The 13,696-nt window shown below is 69.4% G+C and carries 18 protein-coding genes; 10 read left to right on the forward strand and 8 right to left on the reverse strand.

Annotated elements, in window-relative coordinates:
• Window positions 1-45: 45 nt before the first annotated feature.
• The 5 genes from bioC to bioB all read right to left on the reverse strand — a co-directional run bounded on the left by bioC (window position 46) and on the right by bioB (window position 4,883).
• Window positions 46-930 carry a malonyl-ACP O-methyltransferase BioC gene (bioC, locus tag ACM2ZB_RS16350; RefSeq protein ID WP_416056227.1) on the reverse strand — a complete coding sequence of 295 codons (885 nt, stop codon included), beginning with the start codon at window positions 928-930 and terminating at the stop codon, window positions 46-48.
• Window positions 931-942: 12 nt separating this feature from the next.
• A complete protein-coding gene (locus ACM2ZB_RS16355; RefSeq protein ID WP_416056228.1) occupies window positions 943-1,722 on the reverse strand; it encodes an SDR family oxidoreductase in 780 nt (259 codons plus the stop codon).
• A 29-nt stretch (window positions 1,723-1,751) separates the two neighbouring features.
• Window positions 1,752-2,531, reverse strand: coding sequence for a pimeloyl-ACP methyl ester esterase BioH (bioH, locus tag ACM2ZB_RS16360; protein WP_416056229.1), 780 nt, complete (start codon window positions 2,529-2,531; stop codon window positions 1,752-1,754).
• A gap of 17 nt (window positions 2,532-2,548) precedes the next feature.
• Complete coding sequence (gene bioF / locus ACM2ZB_RS16365) at window positions 2,549-3,772, reverse strand: 8-amino-7-oxononanoate synthase (RefSeq protein ID WP_313436844.1); 1,224 nt, start codon at window positions 3,770-3,772, stop codon at window positions 2,549-2,551.
• Between the two features lie 67 nt (window positions 3,773-3,839).
• Window positions 3,840-4,883: a biotin synthase BioB gene (gene bioB / locus ACM2ZB_RS16370; protein WP_416056230.1), complete on the reverse strand. Its 1,044-nt coding sequence runs from the start codon at window positions 4,881-4,883 to the stop codon at window positions 3,840-3,842.
• Window positions 4,884-5,026: 143 nt separating this feature from the next.
• On the opposite strand from bioB, the gene ACM2ZB_RS16375 reads away from it, so the two are divergent.
• The 4 genes from ACM2ZB_RS16375 to ACM2ZB_RS16390 are packed head-to-tail and all read left to right on the forward strand — an operon-like array spanning window position 5,027 to window position 6,690.
• Window positions 5,027-5,572 (forward strand): CbrC family protein, encoded by a 546-nt coding sequence (locus ACM2ZB_RS16375; protein ID WP_416056231.1) that lies wholly within the window; start codon window positions 5,027-5,029, stop codon window positions 5,570-5,572.
• A 15-nt stretch (window positions 5,573-5,587) separates the two neighbouring features.
• Entirely contained in the window at window positions 5,588-6,241 is a 654-nt protein-coding gene (locus ACM2ZB_RS16380) for a hypothetical protein (protein WP_416056232.1), read from the forward strand.
• Window positions 6,242-6,281: 40 nt separating this feature from the next.
• Window positions 6,282-6,575 carry a hypothetical protein gene (locus ACM2ZB_RS16385; protein ID WP_416056233.1) on the forward strand — a complete coding sequence of 98 codons (294 nt, stop codon included), beginning with the start codon at window positions 6,282-6,284 and terminating at the stop codon, window positions 6,573-6,575.
• On the forward strand, window positions 6,568-6,690 hold the full coding sequence (locus ACM2ZB_RS16390) for a hypothetical protein (protein WP_416056234.1): 123 nt from the start codon (window positions 6,568-6,570) through the stop codon (window positions 6,688-6,690). The genes ACM2ZB_RS16385 and ACM2ZB_RS16390 overlap by 8 nt, the downstream gene beginning before the upstream one ends.
• A gap of 30 nt (window positions 6,691-6,720) precedes the next feature.
• Here ACM2ZB_RS16390 and ACM2ZB_RS16395 read toward each other — a convergent pair whose 3' ends face one another.
• On the reverse strand, window positions 6,721-7,470 hold the full coding sequence (locus tag ACM2ZB_RS16395) for an SDR family NAD(P)-dependent oxidoreductase (protein WP_416056235.1): 750 nt from the start codon (window positions 7,468-7,470) through the stop codon (window positions 6,721-6,723).
• Window positions 7,471-7,595: 125 nt separating this feature from the next.
• On the opposite strand from ACM2ZB_RS16395, the gene ACM2ZB_RS16400 reads away from it, so the two are divergent.
• Together ACM2ZB_RS16400 and ACM2ZB_RS16405 are read left to right on the forward strand one after the other, a co-directional pair.
• The gene (locus tag ACM2ZB_RS16400) at window positions 7,596-8,507 is read left to right on the forward strand and encodes a LysR family transcriptional regulator (RefSeq protein ID WP_416056236.1); all 912 of its coding nucleotides are present in this window, start codon (window positions 7,596-7,598) and stop codon (window positions 8,505-8,507) included.
• Between the two features lie 76 nt (window positions 8,508-8,583).
• A complete protein-coding gene (locus ACM2ZB_RS16405; RefSeq protein ID WP_416056237.1) occupies window positions 8,584-8,757 on the forward strand; it encodes a hypothetical protein in 174 nt (57 codons plus the stop codon).
• Between the two features lie 18 nt (window positions 8,758-8,775).
• On the opposite strand, the gene ACM2ZB_RS16410 is transcribed toward ACM2ZB_RS16405, so the two are convergent.
• Entirely contained in the window at window positions 8,776-9,186 is a 411-nt protein-coding gene (locus ACM2ZB_RS16410) for a hypothetical protein (protein ID WP_416056238.1), read from the reverse strand.
• Between the two features lie 329 nt (window positions 9,187-9,515).
• Here ACM2ZB_RS16410 and ACM2ZB_RS16415 point away from each other — a divergent pair, with 329 nt between their 5' ends.
• From ACM2ZB_RS16415 to ACM2ZB_RS16430, 4 genes are all read left to right on the forward strand, one after another.
• Window positions 9,516-9,938 carry a hypothetical protein gene (locus ACM2ZB_RS16415; RefSeq protein WP_416056239.1) on the forward strand — a complete coding sequence of 141 codons (423 nt, stop codon included), beginning with the start codon at window positions 9,516-9,518 and terminating at the stop codon, window positions 9,936-9,938.
• Between the two features lie 71 nt (window positions 9,939-10,009).
• Complete coding sequence (locus ACM2ZB_RS16420; protein WP_416056240.1) at window positions 10,010-10,699, forward strand: ComF family protein; 690 nt, start codon at window positions 10,010-10,012, stop codon at window positions 10,697-10,699.
• Between the two features lie 103 nt (window positions 10,700-10,802).
• Window positions 10,803-11,363 carry an HdeD family acid-resistance protein gene (locus ACM2ZB_RS16425; RefSeq protein ID WP_313436872.1) on the forward strand — a complete coding sequence of 187 codons (561 nt, stop codon included), beginning with the start codon at window positions 10,803-10,805 and terminating at the stop codon, window positions 11,361-11,363.
• The gene (locus ACM2ZB_RS16430; RefSeq protein ID WP_416056241.1) at window positions 11,363-11,854 is read left to right on the forward strand and encodes a SecDF P1 head subdomain-containing protein; all 492 of its coding nucleotides are present in this window, start codon (window positions 11,363-11,365) and stop codon (window positions 11,852-11,854) included. Before ACM2ZB_RS16425 ends, ACM2ZB_RS16430 begins: the two co-directional genes overlap by 1 nt.
• Window positions 11,855-11,883: 29 nt before the next feature.
• Here the strand turns inward: ACM2ZB_RS16430 and ACM2ZB_RS16435 are convergent, their stop codons facing one another.
• A complete protein-coding gene (locus ACM2ZB_RS16435) occupies window positions 11,884-13,662 on the reverse strand; it encodes an MFS transporter (protein ID WP_416056242.1) in 1,779 nt (592 codons plus the stop codon).
• Window positions 13,663-13,696: the final 34 nt, after the last annotated feature.

Raw genomic sequence — 13,696 nt, forward strand, 5'->3', positions numbered from 1 at the left:
CATGGCCCGGCGCTACCCATTCGTGCACCCGGCGCCGGCTTTCGATCAGGGCTGCCTGCGGCGGATCGGGATGGCCGACACCGGCACCGAGGCGATGTCATGGCCACCTTCGCGGATCGGTGCGCCGGGGTCCGGTGCCCAGGCGTGGGCGTAGATCACTTCCCAGCTGCTGGGCAGCTTGCCGTCGGCACGGCGCATCGGTTCGTACGCGGCTGCAGCCGCAGCAAAACGGCCGCGCCCGGTCAGCGTGTGGCGGCGGTCCACCCGTGCATTGGTCGCGCCCATCGCGCGCAGTTCGCGCATCAGCGCCGGCAGGTCATCGTAGGTCAGGGTGAACAGGTCGCGGTCCAGCACCGGGTCGCGGAAGCCGGCCATCATCAGCGCATCACCGAACTGGGCGATCTGCGCGAAGCGGCTGACGTGCGGGCGATCATCGGCGGCGGCGAAGGCTTCGTTCAGTTCGACCAGCGTTTCCGGGCCGAAGGTGGAGCACAGCAGCAAGCCGCCGGGCTTGAGCACGCGGCGGAAGCCGGCGAACACCGCCGGCAGGTCGTCCAGCCACTGCAGGCACAGGTTGCTGAAGATCACATCCACGCTGTTGTCGGCCAGCGGCAGTGCGGCCGCATCGCCACACAGGCGCTGGAACGGCTTCCACCAGCCAGCCTGGCGCTTGGCCTGGTCCAGCATCGGCAGTGCCACGTCCAGCGCGATCACCTGCGCTTTCGGCCAGCGCTTCTTCATCAGCGCGCTGGCATGGCCGGTGCCGGCTCCGATGTCCAGCACCACCTCGGGCTTGCGCGCTTCCAGGTAATCCAGCGATTCGATCAGCCGCGACTGCACCTCGCGCTGCAGGGCAGCGGCGGCGTCATAGCTGTTGGCGGCGCGGGCGAACGCGCGGCGGACGTGGCGGGCATCGAAGTGGGACGGCATTGCGGAAGTCTCTTAGAACGTACCGGGGTAGGCGCCGCCGTCGATCAGCAGGTTCTGCCCGGTGAGGTAACCGGCCTGTGCACTGCACAGGAAGGCGCAGGCGGCGCCGAATTCGTCCGCCGTGCCGAAGCGGCCGGCGGGAATCTGCTGGCGGCGGCGTTCGGCCACGGCCTGCAAGTCGCCTTCCTGGCCCGCGGCATGGGCGAAGTTGGCGCGCAGGCGATCGGTGTCGAACTGGCCGGGCAGCAGGTTGTTGATCGTGACGTTGTGGACCACCGTGCGCCGCGCCAGCCCCGCGACGAAGCCGGTCAGGCCGCTGCGCGCGCCGTTGGACAGCGCCAGCGTATCGATCGGTGCCTTCACCGACGACGAGGTGATGTTGACGATGCGGCCGAAGCCGCGCGCGATCATCGCGTCCACCGTGGCGCGGATCAGCGCGATCGGCGCCAGCATGTTGGCATCCAGCGCGGCGATCCAGTCCTCGCGCTCGAAGGTGCGGAAATCGCCCGGCGGCGGGCCACCGGCATTGGTCACCAGGATGTCCACCTGCGGGCAGGCGGCCAGCGCCTGCGTGCGGCCCGCCTCGGTGGTGACATCGGCGGCGACCGTACGCACTTCGGCAGCGCCGGGCAGGGCGCGCAGTTCGTCAGCGGCGGCCTGCAGGGCGGCCTCGCCACGGGCCACGATCACCACGTTCACGCCTTCAGCCGCCAGCGCCCGCGCGCAGCCCAGGCCCAGGCCCTTGCTTGCGCCGCAGACCAGTGCCCAGCGGCCGGAAATACCCAGATCCATGCGTCAACCCTGCGGAATGTGGAAGGCGCTCATTGTCCGCCATCGGCCGGTGACAGGCCGGCAACGAAGTGTTGCAGGGCGGCGGCCACCTCGTCGGCGTGGCCCAGGAACGGGGCATGGCCGCCGTGGGCGATGGTCAGCGCCTGCGCGCCCGGGGCCAGTGCGGCCGCGGCCTGCATCGCGGCCGGCGATACCAGGCGGTCGCGCTGGCCGGCAATCCACAGGCTGGGTTTGGCCAGCGCCGGCAGGGCGCCGCGCAGGTCGGTGCCTTCCAGCAGGCGCAGGCCTTCCAGCAGGGCGCGTTCACTGGGGGCGCCGCGCTCAACCAGGCGCTGGCGCAGGGTGCGCAGTTCCTCGCGGGCATGCGCCGAACCCATCACGTCCAGCGCCAGGAAGCGCTCCAGCGTGCCGCCGAAGTCCGTGGCCAGGTCGCGCCCGAACTGCTCGAACACTGCCGGTTCCACCGCATGCGGCCAGTCCTCGGCGCGCACGAAGCGCGGCGTGGCGGCGATCATCGCCAGCCCGCGCACCTTGGGCAGGGTAGCGGCGGCATGCAGTGCGAACAGTCCGCCCAGCGACCAGCCGCACCACACCGCCGGCGGCGTGGCCGCGGCAATCGCGTTGACCACGTGCGGCAGGCGCAGCGGGGTGCTGTCGTCGCGGCTGTGGCCGTGGCCCGGCAGATCGACCCGGTGCAGGGTGAAACGGTCGGCCAGGCGCTGCACCAGGGGCGCGAACACGCCGCCCTGCAGGGCCCAGCCGTGGATCAGAACCAGATCCGGCCCGTGGCCGGTCACTTCGATATGCATGGGTACGACGCGGCCGGTCAGGCCAGCGCGGGCAGCAACGGGGGCGGCACTTCGCGCGGCAGCGCGGCCACGCGGTCACGTGCCTGGGCGATCGCTTCCACCAGGCCCCGCACCTGCTCGGGCGTGTGCAGGGCCGACAGGGTGACGCGCAGCCGCGCCTTGCCTTCGGGCACCGTCGGCGGACGGATGGCGCCGACCAGCCAGCCGGCCTGTTCCAGCGCCTGCGACATCGCTACGGCGGTGTGGTCATCGCCACACAGCAGCGGCTGGATCGGGGTTTCCGAGGCCATCAGGTCCAGGCCATGGCGGCGTGCTTCACCGCGGAACAAGGCGATCAGGTCGGTCAGCCTTGACCGCCGCCAATGATCGCGGCGGGCCAGGCGCACTGCTTCCAGTGCCGAAGCGGCCAGCGCCGGCGGCAGGGCCGTGGTGTAGATGTAGGGGCGCGCGGTTTCGGCCAGGTGTTCCACCAGATCCTCGCGGCCCAGCACCAGCGCACCGGAACCGCCGAGCGCCTTGCCCAGGGTGACCAGCTGCAGCGGCACGTCGTCCACGCCCAGGCCGGCGGTGGCGACGGCACCACGGCCATCGCCCAGCACGCCCACGCCGTGCGCGTCGTCCACGTAGAACAGCGCCTGTTGCAGGCGTGCGACCAGCGACAGCGCGCGCAGCGGTGCCACATCGCCGTCCATGCTGAAGACACCATCGGTGGCCAGCATCGCCGCGCCATCGGGCGCGTGCTTGAGCTGGCGCATGGCGCCTTCCGGGTCCAGGTGCGGGTAGCGGCGCAGGCGTGCACCGGCCAGTCGCGTGGCATCGAGCAGGCTGGCGTGGTTGAGCTTGTCCTGCACGCAGACGTCGTTCTCTTCGCTCAGCAGCGCCTGCTGCACGGCCAGGTTGGCAGCGAAACCGCTGCCGAACAGCAGGGCGCGCGGGTAGCCCAGCCAGTCGGCCACTTCGCGCTCCAGCGCGTCGTGCAGGGCGTGGTGGCCGCAGACCAGATGCGAGGCACCGGCACCGGCGCCCTCACGCGCGGCGGCGTCCTGCAGTGCGTTGACCACGCTGAACTGCTGGGCCAGGCCCAGGTAGTCGTTGCTGCAGAAGCCGGTCAGCCAGCGCCCGTCAATTTCCAGGCGCACGCCATCACGACGGGTGACCGTGCGCCGCGGGCGGCGACGGCCTTGTGCATCGCGCAATGCGCGCTGGGCTTGGAGGCGGGCGGACAGGTCGGGGCGGGCCATGGCGGCTACGGGCGACGACGGGGCGGCTAGGGTAGCGCGTTGCCGCCACGCCTGCTCGGCCCTGCGCTCACGCCGCGTGGGCGCAGCCACAGCCGGGGCCATCGGCACTGATATCGGCATGCACGGTACCGCCGTGGTCGTGGCCATCGGCATCCACCTGCACGGGCATCGGCTGCAGGCCCAGGCGCGCGAACAGTGCCTGGTCGCGCTCGCTTTCCGGGTTGCCGGTGGTCAGTAGTTTTTCGCCGTAGAAGATCGAGTTGGCACCGGCCAGGAAGCACAGCGCCTGCAGTTCATCGCTCATCGCTTCGCGTCCGGCCGACAGCCGCACCATCGAACGCGGCATGGCAATGCGCGCGACCGCGATCATCCGTACGAACTCAAACGGGTCCAGTTCCGCGCTGCCGTGCAGCGGCGTACCGGCCACCTGCACCAGCTTGTTGATCGGCACCGAATCGGGATGGGCAGGCAACGTGGCCAGCGCCAGCAGCAGGCCGATGCGCTGCGCACGCGTTTCGCCCATGCCGACGATGCCGCCGCAGCAGGTCTTCAATCCGGCATCGCGCACGTGGCCCAGCGTATCCAGGCGATCCTGGTACTGGCGGGTGTGGATGATCGAGTCGTAGTAGTCCGGCGCGGTGTCCAGATTGTGGTTGTAGTAGTCCAGGCCCGCGTCCTTCAGCGCACGCGCCTGGTCGCCACTGAGCATGCCCAGGGTGGCGCAGGTTTCCAGGCCGAGCGCCTTCACGCCGGCGATCATCGCCGCCACCTTGGGGATATCGCGGTCCTTCGGCGAACGCCATGCCGCACCCATGCAGAAGCGCGATGCACCGGCCGCCTTGGCCTGGCGTGCCTTGGCCAGCACCGCGTCGGTGTCCATCAGTTTCTGCGCGCTTACGCCGGTGCTGTAGCGCTGCGCCTGCGGGCAGTACGCGCAGTCTTCCGGGCAGCCGCCGGTCTTCACCGACAGCAGCGTGGATACCTGCACCTGGGCGGGATCGAAGTGCGCGCGATGCACGCTGGCGGCGTGGAACAGCAGCTCCGGCAGGGGCAGGTCGAACAGCGCCTGCAGTTCATCGTGTTGCCAGTCGTGGCGGATGGCAGGCGCCATGGCGGGACCTTGGAAGGGGGTGGAACGAGGGCCGCAGTGTGGGTGGGTTGGTAGAGGCTGTCAACCATGTTTGATTTCTAATGGTTTACAGCCTGTCGATGCCGACGCACCGCTAGACTGGGCCGCCCAGCAAAGGAACTGCCATGGACCTGCCCCGCTTCACCTATCACCCCGATCCCATCGCCACCGGCAGCGTGGTGGCTGCCGACACGCCGTGCGTGTGCTGCGGGCAATCGCGCGGGTTCGTCTACAGCGGCCCGGTCTATGCCGAAGACGAGTACGAGCAGCAGATCTGCCCGTGGTGCATTGCCGATGGCTCGGCACATGAGCGTCTGCGTGCCACGTTCACCGACGAGGAAGGTGTGGGCGGTGGCGGTGAGTGGGACGAGGTCGATGAGCAGATCATCGACGAGATCGCGCAGCGCACCCCTGGCTTCAATGGCTGGCAGCAGGAACAGTGGTGGACCCATTGTGGGGATGCCGCGCAGTTCATCGGGCGCGCCGGTCGCGCCGAACTGGAAGGACACGGGGAAGCCGCCGTCGCGGCCATCCAGGACAGTACCGGGCTGGACGATGGGCCGCAGTGGCAGCATTTCCTGGCTGCGTTGGACAAGAACGGATCACCCACCGCCTACCTGTTCCGCTGCAGGCACTGCGGTGTGGTGGGTGGTTACCAGGACTGCGACTGACAGGGGCGCACGCTGATGCAGAACAGGATTTCAGTTCGTGGGCCGGCATTTGCTGCCGCCCTGGCAGGCGCGCTGGTCTGCATGCTGGCGTTGCAGGCTGGTGCGCAGGCCGAAAGCAGAAGCGCGGCCGAGGCGTCTGCAGCGCAGGCCGAGGCGGACGCCGCCGCCGCGCGTTCCACGGTGCCGACCGCCGCGCAGATCGAGGAGAACGCCCGCATCCGCGCGGCGATCTTCGATGGCACCGCCGGTACGCCGACGTTTGCCGACTACCCTGTGGCCCGGCGCTACAGCGGCCCCACCGCCGCGCTGGATCTGACCGACCGCAGCGCCCGCATGTTCAGGACGCGCCTGTCAGCAGCGCTGCAGGATGGTGACGTGGTGTACGCCGGCGAATACACGCTGGCCGGTTGGGGCTGTGGCACCAGTTGTTTTTCGCAGACCTTCGTCAGCAAGCGCACCGGCCGTCTGCTCACCCCCAGCCTGGGCGGCGAGGAGGGCCCGCAGGTAGTGAAGACCGACCCACACAGTGCATTGGTGGTGGCCGAGGGCGCGACCTACGACGCGACCTACGAAAAGACCGGCAACTTTGCCTACTTCTATGTGCTGGAAGGCAATGCGCTGAAGCTGATCAGGACCGTGCCGGTACCGGAGCGGTTGGGCGAGGAGTGAGCGCGTGACGGACCGCTGGAGACCCCTCACGCGAGCGGAGATGGACGCGCGGGTTGCGCAGCAGCTCGGCAACTGCACGCCGGACCAGCAAGCCGCCTTCGCCGCGCAGCGCGTGCCGTTCTACACGGTGCCGCTGCATCGACTGGGTAATGTCGAGCCGGTCTGGGTCGTCGCCCATCTCGGTGAAGGGCGGCTCTACTACGAAGACGTGGAAGAAGGATTCGAGGTGGGTGTGCCCGGCGCAGACGGCGCGCTGCCGGAGGGCGGATGCAACCAGCTGGAGCTGACCCACATCCTGCATCGCCTGGGATACGTTGGATGCAACCATGCGTAGAAGCGAACGCAAGCTGCTGGTCCTGGATCTGGACGAAACGCTGGTACACGCCAGCGCGCGCGCTGGATCGCCCGGGCTGGCGCGAGCGCATGCCGGCCTGAGCCGGCAGCGCTGATTCCTTCGTGGCCGCACGGGCCACCGTGCATCACACCTGGGCCATGCCGCCATCGACGAAGAACTCGATGCCGTTGACGAAGCTGGCCGCATCCGAGGCCAGGAAGGCCACGGCGTTGGCCACTTCCTGCGGTTCGCCCAGGCGAGCCAGCGGCACCTGCGCGGCAAGGTGATCGAACAGGCCCTGGCGTGCTTCGTCGGGCACCAGATCACCCAGGCCCGGGGTGCGGATCGGGCCGGGGCTGACCACGTTCACGCGGATGCGGCGGTCCTTCAGGTCCAGCGCCCACGAGCGGGCGAAGTTGCGCACGGCGGCCTTGCTGGCGCTGTACACGCTGAAGTTGGCCGTGCCCTGGATCGAAACCGTCGAGCCGGTGAGGATGACCGACGCGCCATCGACCAGCAGCGGCAGCGCCTTCTGCACGGTGAACAGCACGCCACGCACGTTGGTGGCGAAGATGCGGTCGAAGTGTTCTTCGGTGATCGCGCCCAGCGGCAGCATGTCGCCGCCACCGGCGTTGGCGAACAGGATGTCCAGCTTGCCGGCCTGGCGGGCGATCTGCGCGTAGACCGCGTCCAGGTCGCTGGGCTGCGCGGCATCGGCGCGGATGCCGGTGGCCTGCGGCCCGATGGCAGCCACTGCCGCGTCCAGTTCCGGTTGGCGGCGGCCGGTGACGAAGACCTTCGCGCCCAGGCGGGCCAAGTGCTGGGCGGTGGCCAGGCCGATGCCGGTGGTGCCGCCGGTGACGAGGGCGATCTTGCCGTTGAAATCAGTGCTCATGGTGTTCTCCTGTAAGGGCTGCCGGGGGAGGGTGGCAGCGGGTGGGAGAATGATGGGCGAGCTGGCAGCACTGATAAATAATGCGCAATGACAATGACTATGCATGTCTGTGCATAATCTGGCGCATGAACCAGCTCATTGCCATCCGCGCCTTCGCCCGTGTTGTTGAAGCCGGCAGCTTCACCCGTGCCGCCGATTCGCTGGACATGCCCACCACCTCGTTGAGCAAGCTGGTGCGCGAACTGGAAGCGCATCTGGGCGTGCGCCTGCTGCAGCGGACCACGCGGCGCGTGGCGGTCACCGCCGAAGGCCAGGCGTACTACGAGAAAGCCGGCCGCCTGCTGCGCGACCTGGAGGATGTCGATGCCTCTTTCAGCGCGGCACGCGGCGCGCCACGCGGCCTGCTGCGCGTGGACATCGGTGGTTCCACCGCGCGCGATGTACTGATTCCCGTGCTGCCACAATTCATGGCCCGCTATCCGGATATCCGCATCGAACTGGGCGTGTCCGATCGGGCGGTGAACCTGATCAGCGAAAACGTGGACTGCGTGATCCGCGGCGGCGCACTGGACGATTCCTCGCTGGTCGCGCGTCACCTGGGCGATGCGCACCTGGTCACCTGTGCCAGCCCGGGCTACCTGAAGGCCCACGGTGTGCCGGCCTACCCCGAGGAACTGCGCAACGGCCATCGGCTGGTCAGCTACCTGCTGCCGTCCAACGGGCGCGCCGTGCCCTTCCGCTTCCGGGGTGACGACGGCCCGTTCGAGATCAAGACCGACCATCGCATCGGCGTGAATGAAAGCAACGCGCATCTGGCCGTCGCCATCGCCGGCATGGGGCTGGTGCAGACCTTCGGCTACGCGGCCGGCCCGGCGCTGCGCAGCAAGGCGCTGGTGGAGGTGCTGCACGCCTGGCGCCCGGCGCCGTACCCCTTCCATGTGGTGTACCCGAACAACCGCCATGTCACCCAGCGCCTGCGGGTGTTCATCGACTGGCTGGCCGAGGTGATGCCGGGGTTGCTGGCCGCCGGGGGCTGAAGCCGGCCATCGATGCGACCGGCTTCACGCCGGCACTGCTACCGTCGCCCCCTGCCTGCTGGTGGAGGGAACGAAGATGAGCCTGACCGACGTTCAGATCGCCGTCCTGCGTGCCATCGCCGCAGCCAAGGTGATATCGCCCGTGGAAACGCACTGGGCATTGGGTGAGGGCTACGCCACCGATGGCGATGCAGGCGAAATCGCCCTGACGCCGGTTGGCCACAGCCTGCTGGCCGACGGCAGCTGTTGACCGCCGGCCCGGCGCCGCTCAGTCCGGTTGCAGCTGTGTGTTCACGTGCGCAGCCAGGGCACGGCTGGCCATCAGCAGGCCATTGACCACGCCATCGCCCACCGCAGGATCCAGTTCGCCGCTGGCGCGGGCGTGTTCGGCGGCGTGCAGGGCGTCCAGCACGGTCAGCAGGCCGGTGCTGGCGCGGTCGGCGCGGGCCAGGGCAGCGCGTCTTGCCGGTGGCAGGTCGGCATCCGCCCAAGGCTGTTCGCCGCCGGTCGTCTCGCTGCGGATACGCTTCAGTTCACCCAGCAGGGTCACCCTGCCCGGCGTTGGGTGCTCATGCGCTGCGCGCAGCGTGCCTTCAAGGCTGGCCGCCACGTGCGCAGGCAGCACGGCCAGGGCATCACCGACGGCGTCATGCAGATGGGGGTAGTCAGGATGGGTCATGCGGGCGTCCTTGAAGAGGGTGCAGCGCCACGGCGATGAAAGCCGCAGGCAGCACGGGCGGAAAGCCGGATCTTGCCGTGGTGATCTCTGGTTGCGGGCGGCCGGCGTGCGGGGGCCGGCGGCGACCCCCTGTATCCGCGCGCTTCGCCGGAGTCGGCGACCCGACGCATCCGGCAATGACTGCGCTGCAGCGTGCAGATCACGCCATTCTGCGCAGCCGCAGTTGCGGGCGGGCACGATTGCCCACACCATCGGCGTAGCAGCGCCCCGTGGACCGGGCGCAGGCCCAGGGCAGGCCCTGGGCCACAGGCGCAGGAGGGCGCACCGGCATGAGCAAGGCAACCACCCCCCACGTACGCGGACGCCAGCCACGCATCGGGCTGCGCATGCTGCTGGCCGCCGGCATCGTTGCCGTCCCCACCTGTCTGATCTCCTACCTGCTGTTCATCGGGGTGGCGGCGCAGGTGAACGTCGGGATCACCACCCACGACCTGGTCGCCGGCCTGATCGGTTTCGTCCTGTCCCTTCTGGGGGGCGTGGTGGTGCGGCGGTACGCATTCCTCGCGGTGGCGGCAGCGCTGCACGCCCTCTGGTGGTCGCTGGCCATCCATCACCTGCTGCGCGTCATGGCGATCGCGACATTGCTGGACGTGCTGCACTGGAACGCGGCGGCCATCCTCTACGGTCTGTTCGCGGTGGTGGCGGGCGCCTGGCTGGGCGTGACCTACGGGCGCCGGCTGCTGGGCGACTGAGAGACATCCACTGACACCTATGCGGGGGAAGGGCCGATGGCCTGCACCCGCAGCCGCCGCAATGCTGCGGCATGCGCCTTTCCCCATTCCTTGCGGGTCCGCTGCAGTCCGCCCTGCGTCTGCTGCTGCCACTGCGCTGCCTGGTCTGCAGCGAACCCGGGCACGATGGCCTGGACCTGTGCCGTGCCTGCATGGCTGAACTGCCATGGTCCGGCTATGCCTGCCATCGCTGCGCGCTGCCGCTGCCCAAGGGGGCGCTGCCCGTCTGCGGCATCTGCCGCGACGAGTCGCCGCCGCAGACTGCCACCCATGCCAGCCTGTTGTACCTGCCGCCGGTGGACGCGCTGCTGCGGCGCTACAAGTTCCACCACGATCTTGCGGCCGGGCGGCTGCTGGCGCAGTTGATGCAGCGCCACCCGCCGCCGTGGTCGTGCCCGCCGCTGGCACCGGTGCCGCTGCACCTGCGTCGCCTGCGCCAGCGTGGCTACAACCAGGCCGCCGAACTGTGCCGGCTGCTGGACCAGCCGGTGTGGCGTGGCCTGCGCCGCCGTCGCCATACCGACCCGCAGTCAGAGCGCACCGCCGAACAGCGCCGCGACAATCTGTTCGACGCCTTCGAGGTACGCGGCGCGGTGCCGCTGCGGCTGACCGTAGTGGACGATGTGATGACCACCGGCAGCACCGTGCTGGAGATCGCCGAGACGCTGCGCCTGGTGGGTGCGCGGGAAGTGCGGGTGTGGGTCTGCGCGCGGGTGCCGTGACCGCTGCCACCTGCTGCGGCGTGCGCGTCGGGTCGCGGGCCTTTCATCCGCCTGTGCGCGTTGAACGCTAGGATGGAATCGGATCCTGATCGAAGGAGTGGTCATGCTGTCTCCCGAATCTTCCCCCTCGCCCCTGTTGTCGGCCATCGGCCGCAGTTGGCCGATCCTGCTGCTGTACGGCGTGGTTGCGCTGGGCTTCGGCATCACCGCCATCGGTTGGCCGCTGGCAGCGGCCACCGCGCTGGCCTGGGTGCTGGGCGTGATGGCCATCGCCGAAGGGGTGATCAGCCTGCTCGCCCTGATACGCGGTGGCGGTGGCGCCCCGCGCGGCTGGCTGCTGCTGTATGCGGTGGCGTCGCTGGTGTTTGGTGCACTGGCGGTGATCAATCCGCTGGCCACGGCCGGTGTACTGGTGCTGCTGCTGGCCGCATGGCTGCTGGTGGCAGGCATCTACCGCATCGTCTTCGCCGTGCGTGTGCGCAGGCACATCCGCGGCGAGTGGCTGCTGGTACTCAGTGGCGCGCTGGCCATCGCGCTGGGCCTGCTGTTCGCGGCCAACCCGCTGGCCGGCGTAGCGGTCACCACGCTGTGGATCGGTATCGGCAGCCTGCTGTACGGGATACTGCAGATCCTGGTGGCGCTGAAGCTGCGGAGGCTGCGTTGATGCGTACCGCGTTGTTGAAGATTGCAGGGCTGGGCCTGGCGGCCATCCTGGTGCTGTCCGGCTGCGGAAAGCCCGAACCGGTCACCGCTGAAGACCATCCACCGCATGCCAGCGTGCAGATCAAGTTACGCGTGGTCTCACAGCACGGCACGCCCTCGTTGGAATTCAACGGGCGCAGGGTGGCGGTACGCGAGCCGCCGGTGTTCACCAATGCCGATATCCAGAACGTGGCGGCCAGCTTCGATGGCAACGGGGTTTCGGTGATCAGCATGACCTTCAAGCCGGAATCGGTGCCGCGCATCCTGCGCGCCACCGAGGCGGCGGTGGGCAAGGAAGTGGTGCTGAGCGCCAACGACCAGGCGCTCACCCTGGCCAACGTGGCCGGGGCGTTTGGCCAGAGCATGCAGGTCACCCTGCCGGGCAAGGAGCCCGAGCAGGTGCAGGCCTTCGCCCGCTACCTGACCGAAGGCGGCGAGCCCGTAACCCTGTAGCCGGCGCGGAGGTCGACCAAGGTCGACCGCTACCGCGCGAAGCGTGCCTCGATTTCCTCCAGCGACCTGCCCTTGGTTTCCGGCAGCCACAGGGCGGCCACCAGGAAGAACACGAAGGTGCAGCCGGCCCAGAACAGGAACATGCTGGCGTAGCCGTAGTGGCCCACCGTGGGCAGGAAGAGGGCGGCGATGGTGGTGGATACGAACTGGTTGATCAGCAGCGCGATGCTCATGCCGTTGGAGCGGATGCGGTTGGGCATCAGTTCGGACAGTGCCAGCCATACGCAGACGCCGGGACCCACCGCGAAGAAGGCCACGAACACCAGGATGCAGGTCGCTACCGCCCAGCCGTGGGCCGGCGGCGGCACCGGGCCGATGCGCGCCTGCTCGATGCGCAGCGGCGCCTGCGCGGCACTGGCCGGATCGGCGAAGGGGTTCAGGTGCAGCCGGCGGAAGAAGGCGCCGATCACGCTGTCCGGCTGCACGGTGCCGGCGCGCTCGATGCGCAGCTCGCGGTCGCCCAGGTTGTCGCTGCGCAGGGCGCGCACATTGGTGAAATCGCCATAGGCGTAGGAGACGGTCAGCTGCAGCGGCCGGCCTTCGCTGTCGGTGCTGCCGGCCAGGCGCTGCCACTGGCCATCGTCCAGCACCAGCTGCAGGCCATCACCGCGCACTGCCGCCTGCAGCTGCGGCTGCACATCGGCGCGGCCGCGTTCGGCCTGGAAGAACAGCGTGGCGGCTGCCAGCAGGGCCACGCAGATGCCGCCGCTGCCCAGCATCAGCAGGAACTTGCGGCCCTTGCGGTCGACCAGCAGCAGGGCAACCACGGTCATCACCGCGTTGAGCAGCTTGATGGCCACGTCCGCACCATTGGCCAGCGAACCGGACAGACCCGCCTGGTTGAGGATGTTCACCGCATAGGCCAGCACCGAATTGATGCCGGTGGCCTGGGTGCAGGCCAGCACCACGCAGGCCAGCAGGAAGGGCACCACATAGCGGCGGCTCAGCAGCGGGTCGCGGCGGCCATCCCGGCTGCTCGTTTCCGGCGCCTGGATCTGCGCCAGGGTGGCTTCGACCTGCTCGGCGGGCAGCACGCGCTGCAGGCTGCGGCGGGCATCCTCCACGCGGCCGCGCTGCACCAGCCAGCGCGGTGATTCGGACAGCCAGAAGAGGCCGGCGCAGAACAGCAGGCCCGGCCCCAGGCAGCTCCAGAAGATGGTGCGCCAGGCATGGTCCTTCACCGTGAACAGCTCCTGCGCCTGCTGCGCCAGCGGCAGCGAGCGCACCGCTTCGGCGGCGGCATCCACCGCGTGCGCGTGGTACAGGCCGATCAGCGCGGCCAGCACCAGGCCGATGGTCAGCAGCAGCTGGAACATGGCCGCACCGCGCCCGCGCCGTTCCGGGCTGAGCACTTCGGCCAGGTACAGCGGCACCACCACGCCGATCAGGCCGCCGCTGATGCCCTGTAGCAGGCGCCCCAGCAGCAGCGGTGTGTAGCCCGACGCCAGCGCCATGACCGGAATGGAGGCGGTGAACAGCAGGCCGGCCAGCAGCATGGCGCCGCGGCGGCCGATCAGGTCGGCCACCAGGCCGGCGAACAGCGAGGACAACACGCTGCCCAGCAGCACGGCGGCGACCACGAAGCCGAGCTGCTGGCTGCTGAGCTGCCAGGCATGGCTGGCGGTGGCCTCCAGATAGGGCAGGGCGCCGGCGATGATGCCGATGTCGATGCCGTACAGCAGGCCACCCAGGCCGCCGATGAAGAGCAGGTAGCGTACGGGCCAGCGCGGGGCGGTGCGTGCAGTCATCGACAGGTTCCCAGGAGGCGTTTCGGTGCGGATT

The sequence above is a fragment of the Stenotrophomonas maltophilia genome (assembly GCF_047782825.1).
GTDB lineage: Bacteria > Pseudomonadota > Gammaproteobacteria > Xanthomonadales > Xanthomonadaceae > Stenotrophomonas.

Excerpts from the sequence above, each read along its gene's own strand:
- ACM2ZB_RS16420 (WP_416056240.1), top strand. The coding sequence starts at position 10,010 with ATGCGCCTTTCCCCATTCCTTGCGGGTCCGCTGCAGTCCGCCCTGCGT.
- ACM2ZB_RS16435 (WP_416056242.1), bottom strand. The coding sequence starts at position 13,662 with ATGACTGCACGCACCGCCCCGCGCTGGCCCGTACGCTACCTGCTCTTC.
- ACM2ZB_RS16405 (WP_416056237.1), top strand. The coding sequence starts at position 8,584 with ATGAGCCTGACCGACGTTCAGATCGCCGTCCTGCGTGCCATCGCCGCA.
- ACM2ZB_RS16395 (WP_416056235.1), bottom strand. The coding sequence starts at position 7,470 with ATGAGCACTGATTTCAACGGCAAGATCGCCCTCGTCACCGGCGGCACC.
- bioH (WP_416056229.1), bottom strand. The coding sequence starts at position 2,531 with ATGCATATCGAAGTGACCGGCCACGGGCCGGATCTGGTTCTGATCCAC.
- ACM2ZB_RS16380 (WP_416056232.1), top strand. The coding sequence starts at position 5,588 with ATGCAGAACAGGATTTCAGTTCGTGGGCCGGCATTTGCTGCCGCCCTG.
- ACM2ZB_RS16355 (WP_416056228.1), bottom strand. The coding sequence starts at position 1,722 with ATGGATCTGGGTATTTCCGGCCGCTGGGCACTGGTCTGCGGCGCAAGC.
- ACM2ZB_RS16390 (WP_416056234.1), top strand. The coding sequence starts at position 6,568 with ATGCGTAGAAGCGAACGCAAGCTGCTGGTCCTGGATCTGGACGAAACG.
- bioF (WP_313436844.1), bottom strand. The coding sequence starts at position 3,772 with ATGGCCCGCCCCGACCTGTCCGCCCGCCTCCAAGCCCAGCGCGCATTG.
- ACM2ZB_RS16410 (WP_416056238.1), bottom strand. The coding sequence starts at position 9,186 with ATGACCCATCCTGACTACCCCCATCTGCATGACGCCGTCGGTGATGCC.
- ACM2ZB_RS16425 (WP_313436872.1), top strand. The coding sequence starts at position 10,803 with ATGCTGTCTCCCGAATCTTCCCCCTCGCCCCTGTTGTCGGCCATCGGC.
- ACM2ZB_RS16400 (WP_416056236.1), top strand. The coding sequence starts at position 7,596 with ATGAACCAGCTCATTGCCATCCGCGCCTTCGCCCGTGTTGTTGAAGCC.
- bioB (WP_416056230.1), bottom strand. The coding sequence starts at position 4,883 with ATGGCGCCTGCCATCCGCCACGACTGGCAACACGATGAACTGCAGGCG.
- ACM2ZB_RS16385 (WP_416056233.1), top strand. The coding sequence starts at position 6,282 with ATGGACGCGCGGGTTGCGCAGCAGCTCGGCAACTGCACGCCGGACCAG.
- ACM2ZB_RS16430 (WP_416056241.1), top strand. The coding sequence starts at position 11,363 with ATGCGTACCGCGTTGTTGAAGATTGCAGGGCTGGGCCTGGCGGCCATC.
- ACM2ZB_RS16415 (WP_416056239.1), top strand. The coding sequence starts at position 9,516 with ATGAGCAAGGCAACCACCCCCCACGTACGCGGACGCCAGCCACGCATC.
- ACM2ZB_RS16375 (WP_416056231.1), top strand. The coding sequence starts at position 5,027 with ATGGACCTGCCCCGCTTCACCTATCACCCCGATCCCATCGCCACCGGC.
- bioC (WP_416056227.1), bottom strand. The coding sequence starts at position 930 with ATGCCGTCCCACTTCGATGCCCGCCACGTCCGCCGCGCGTTCGCCCGC.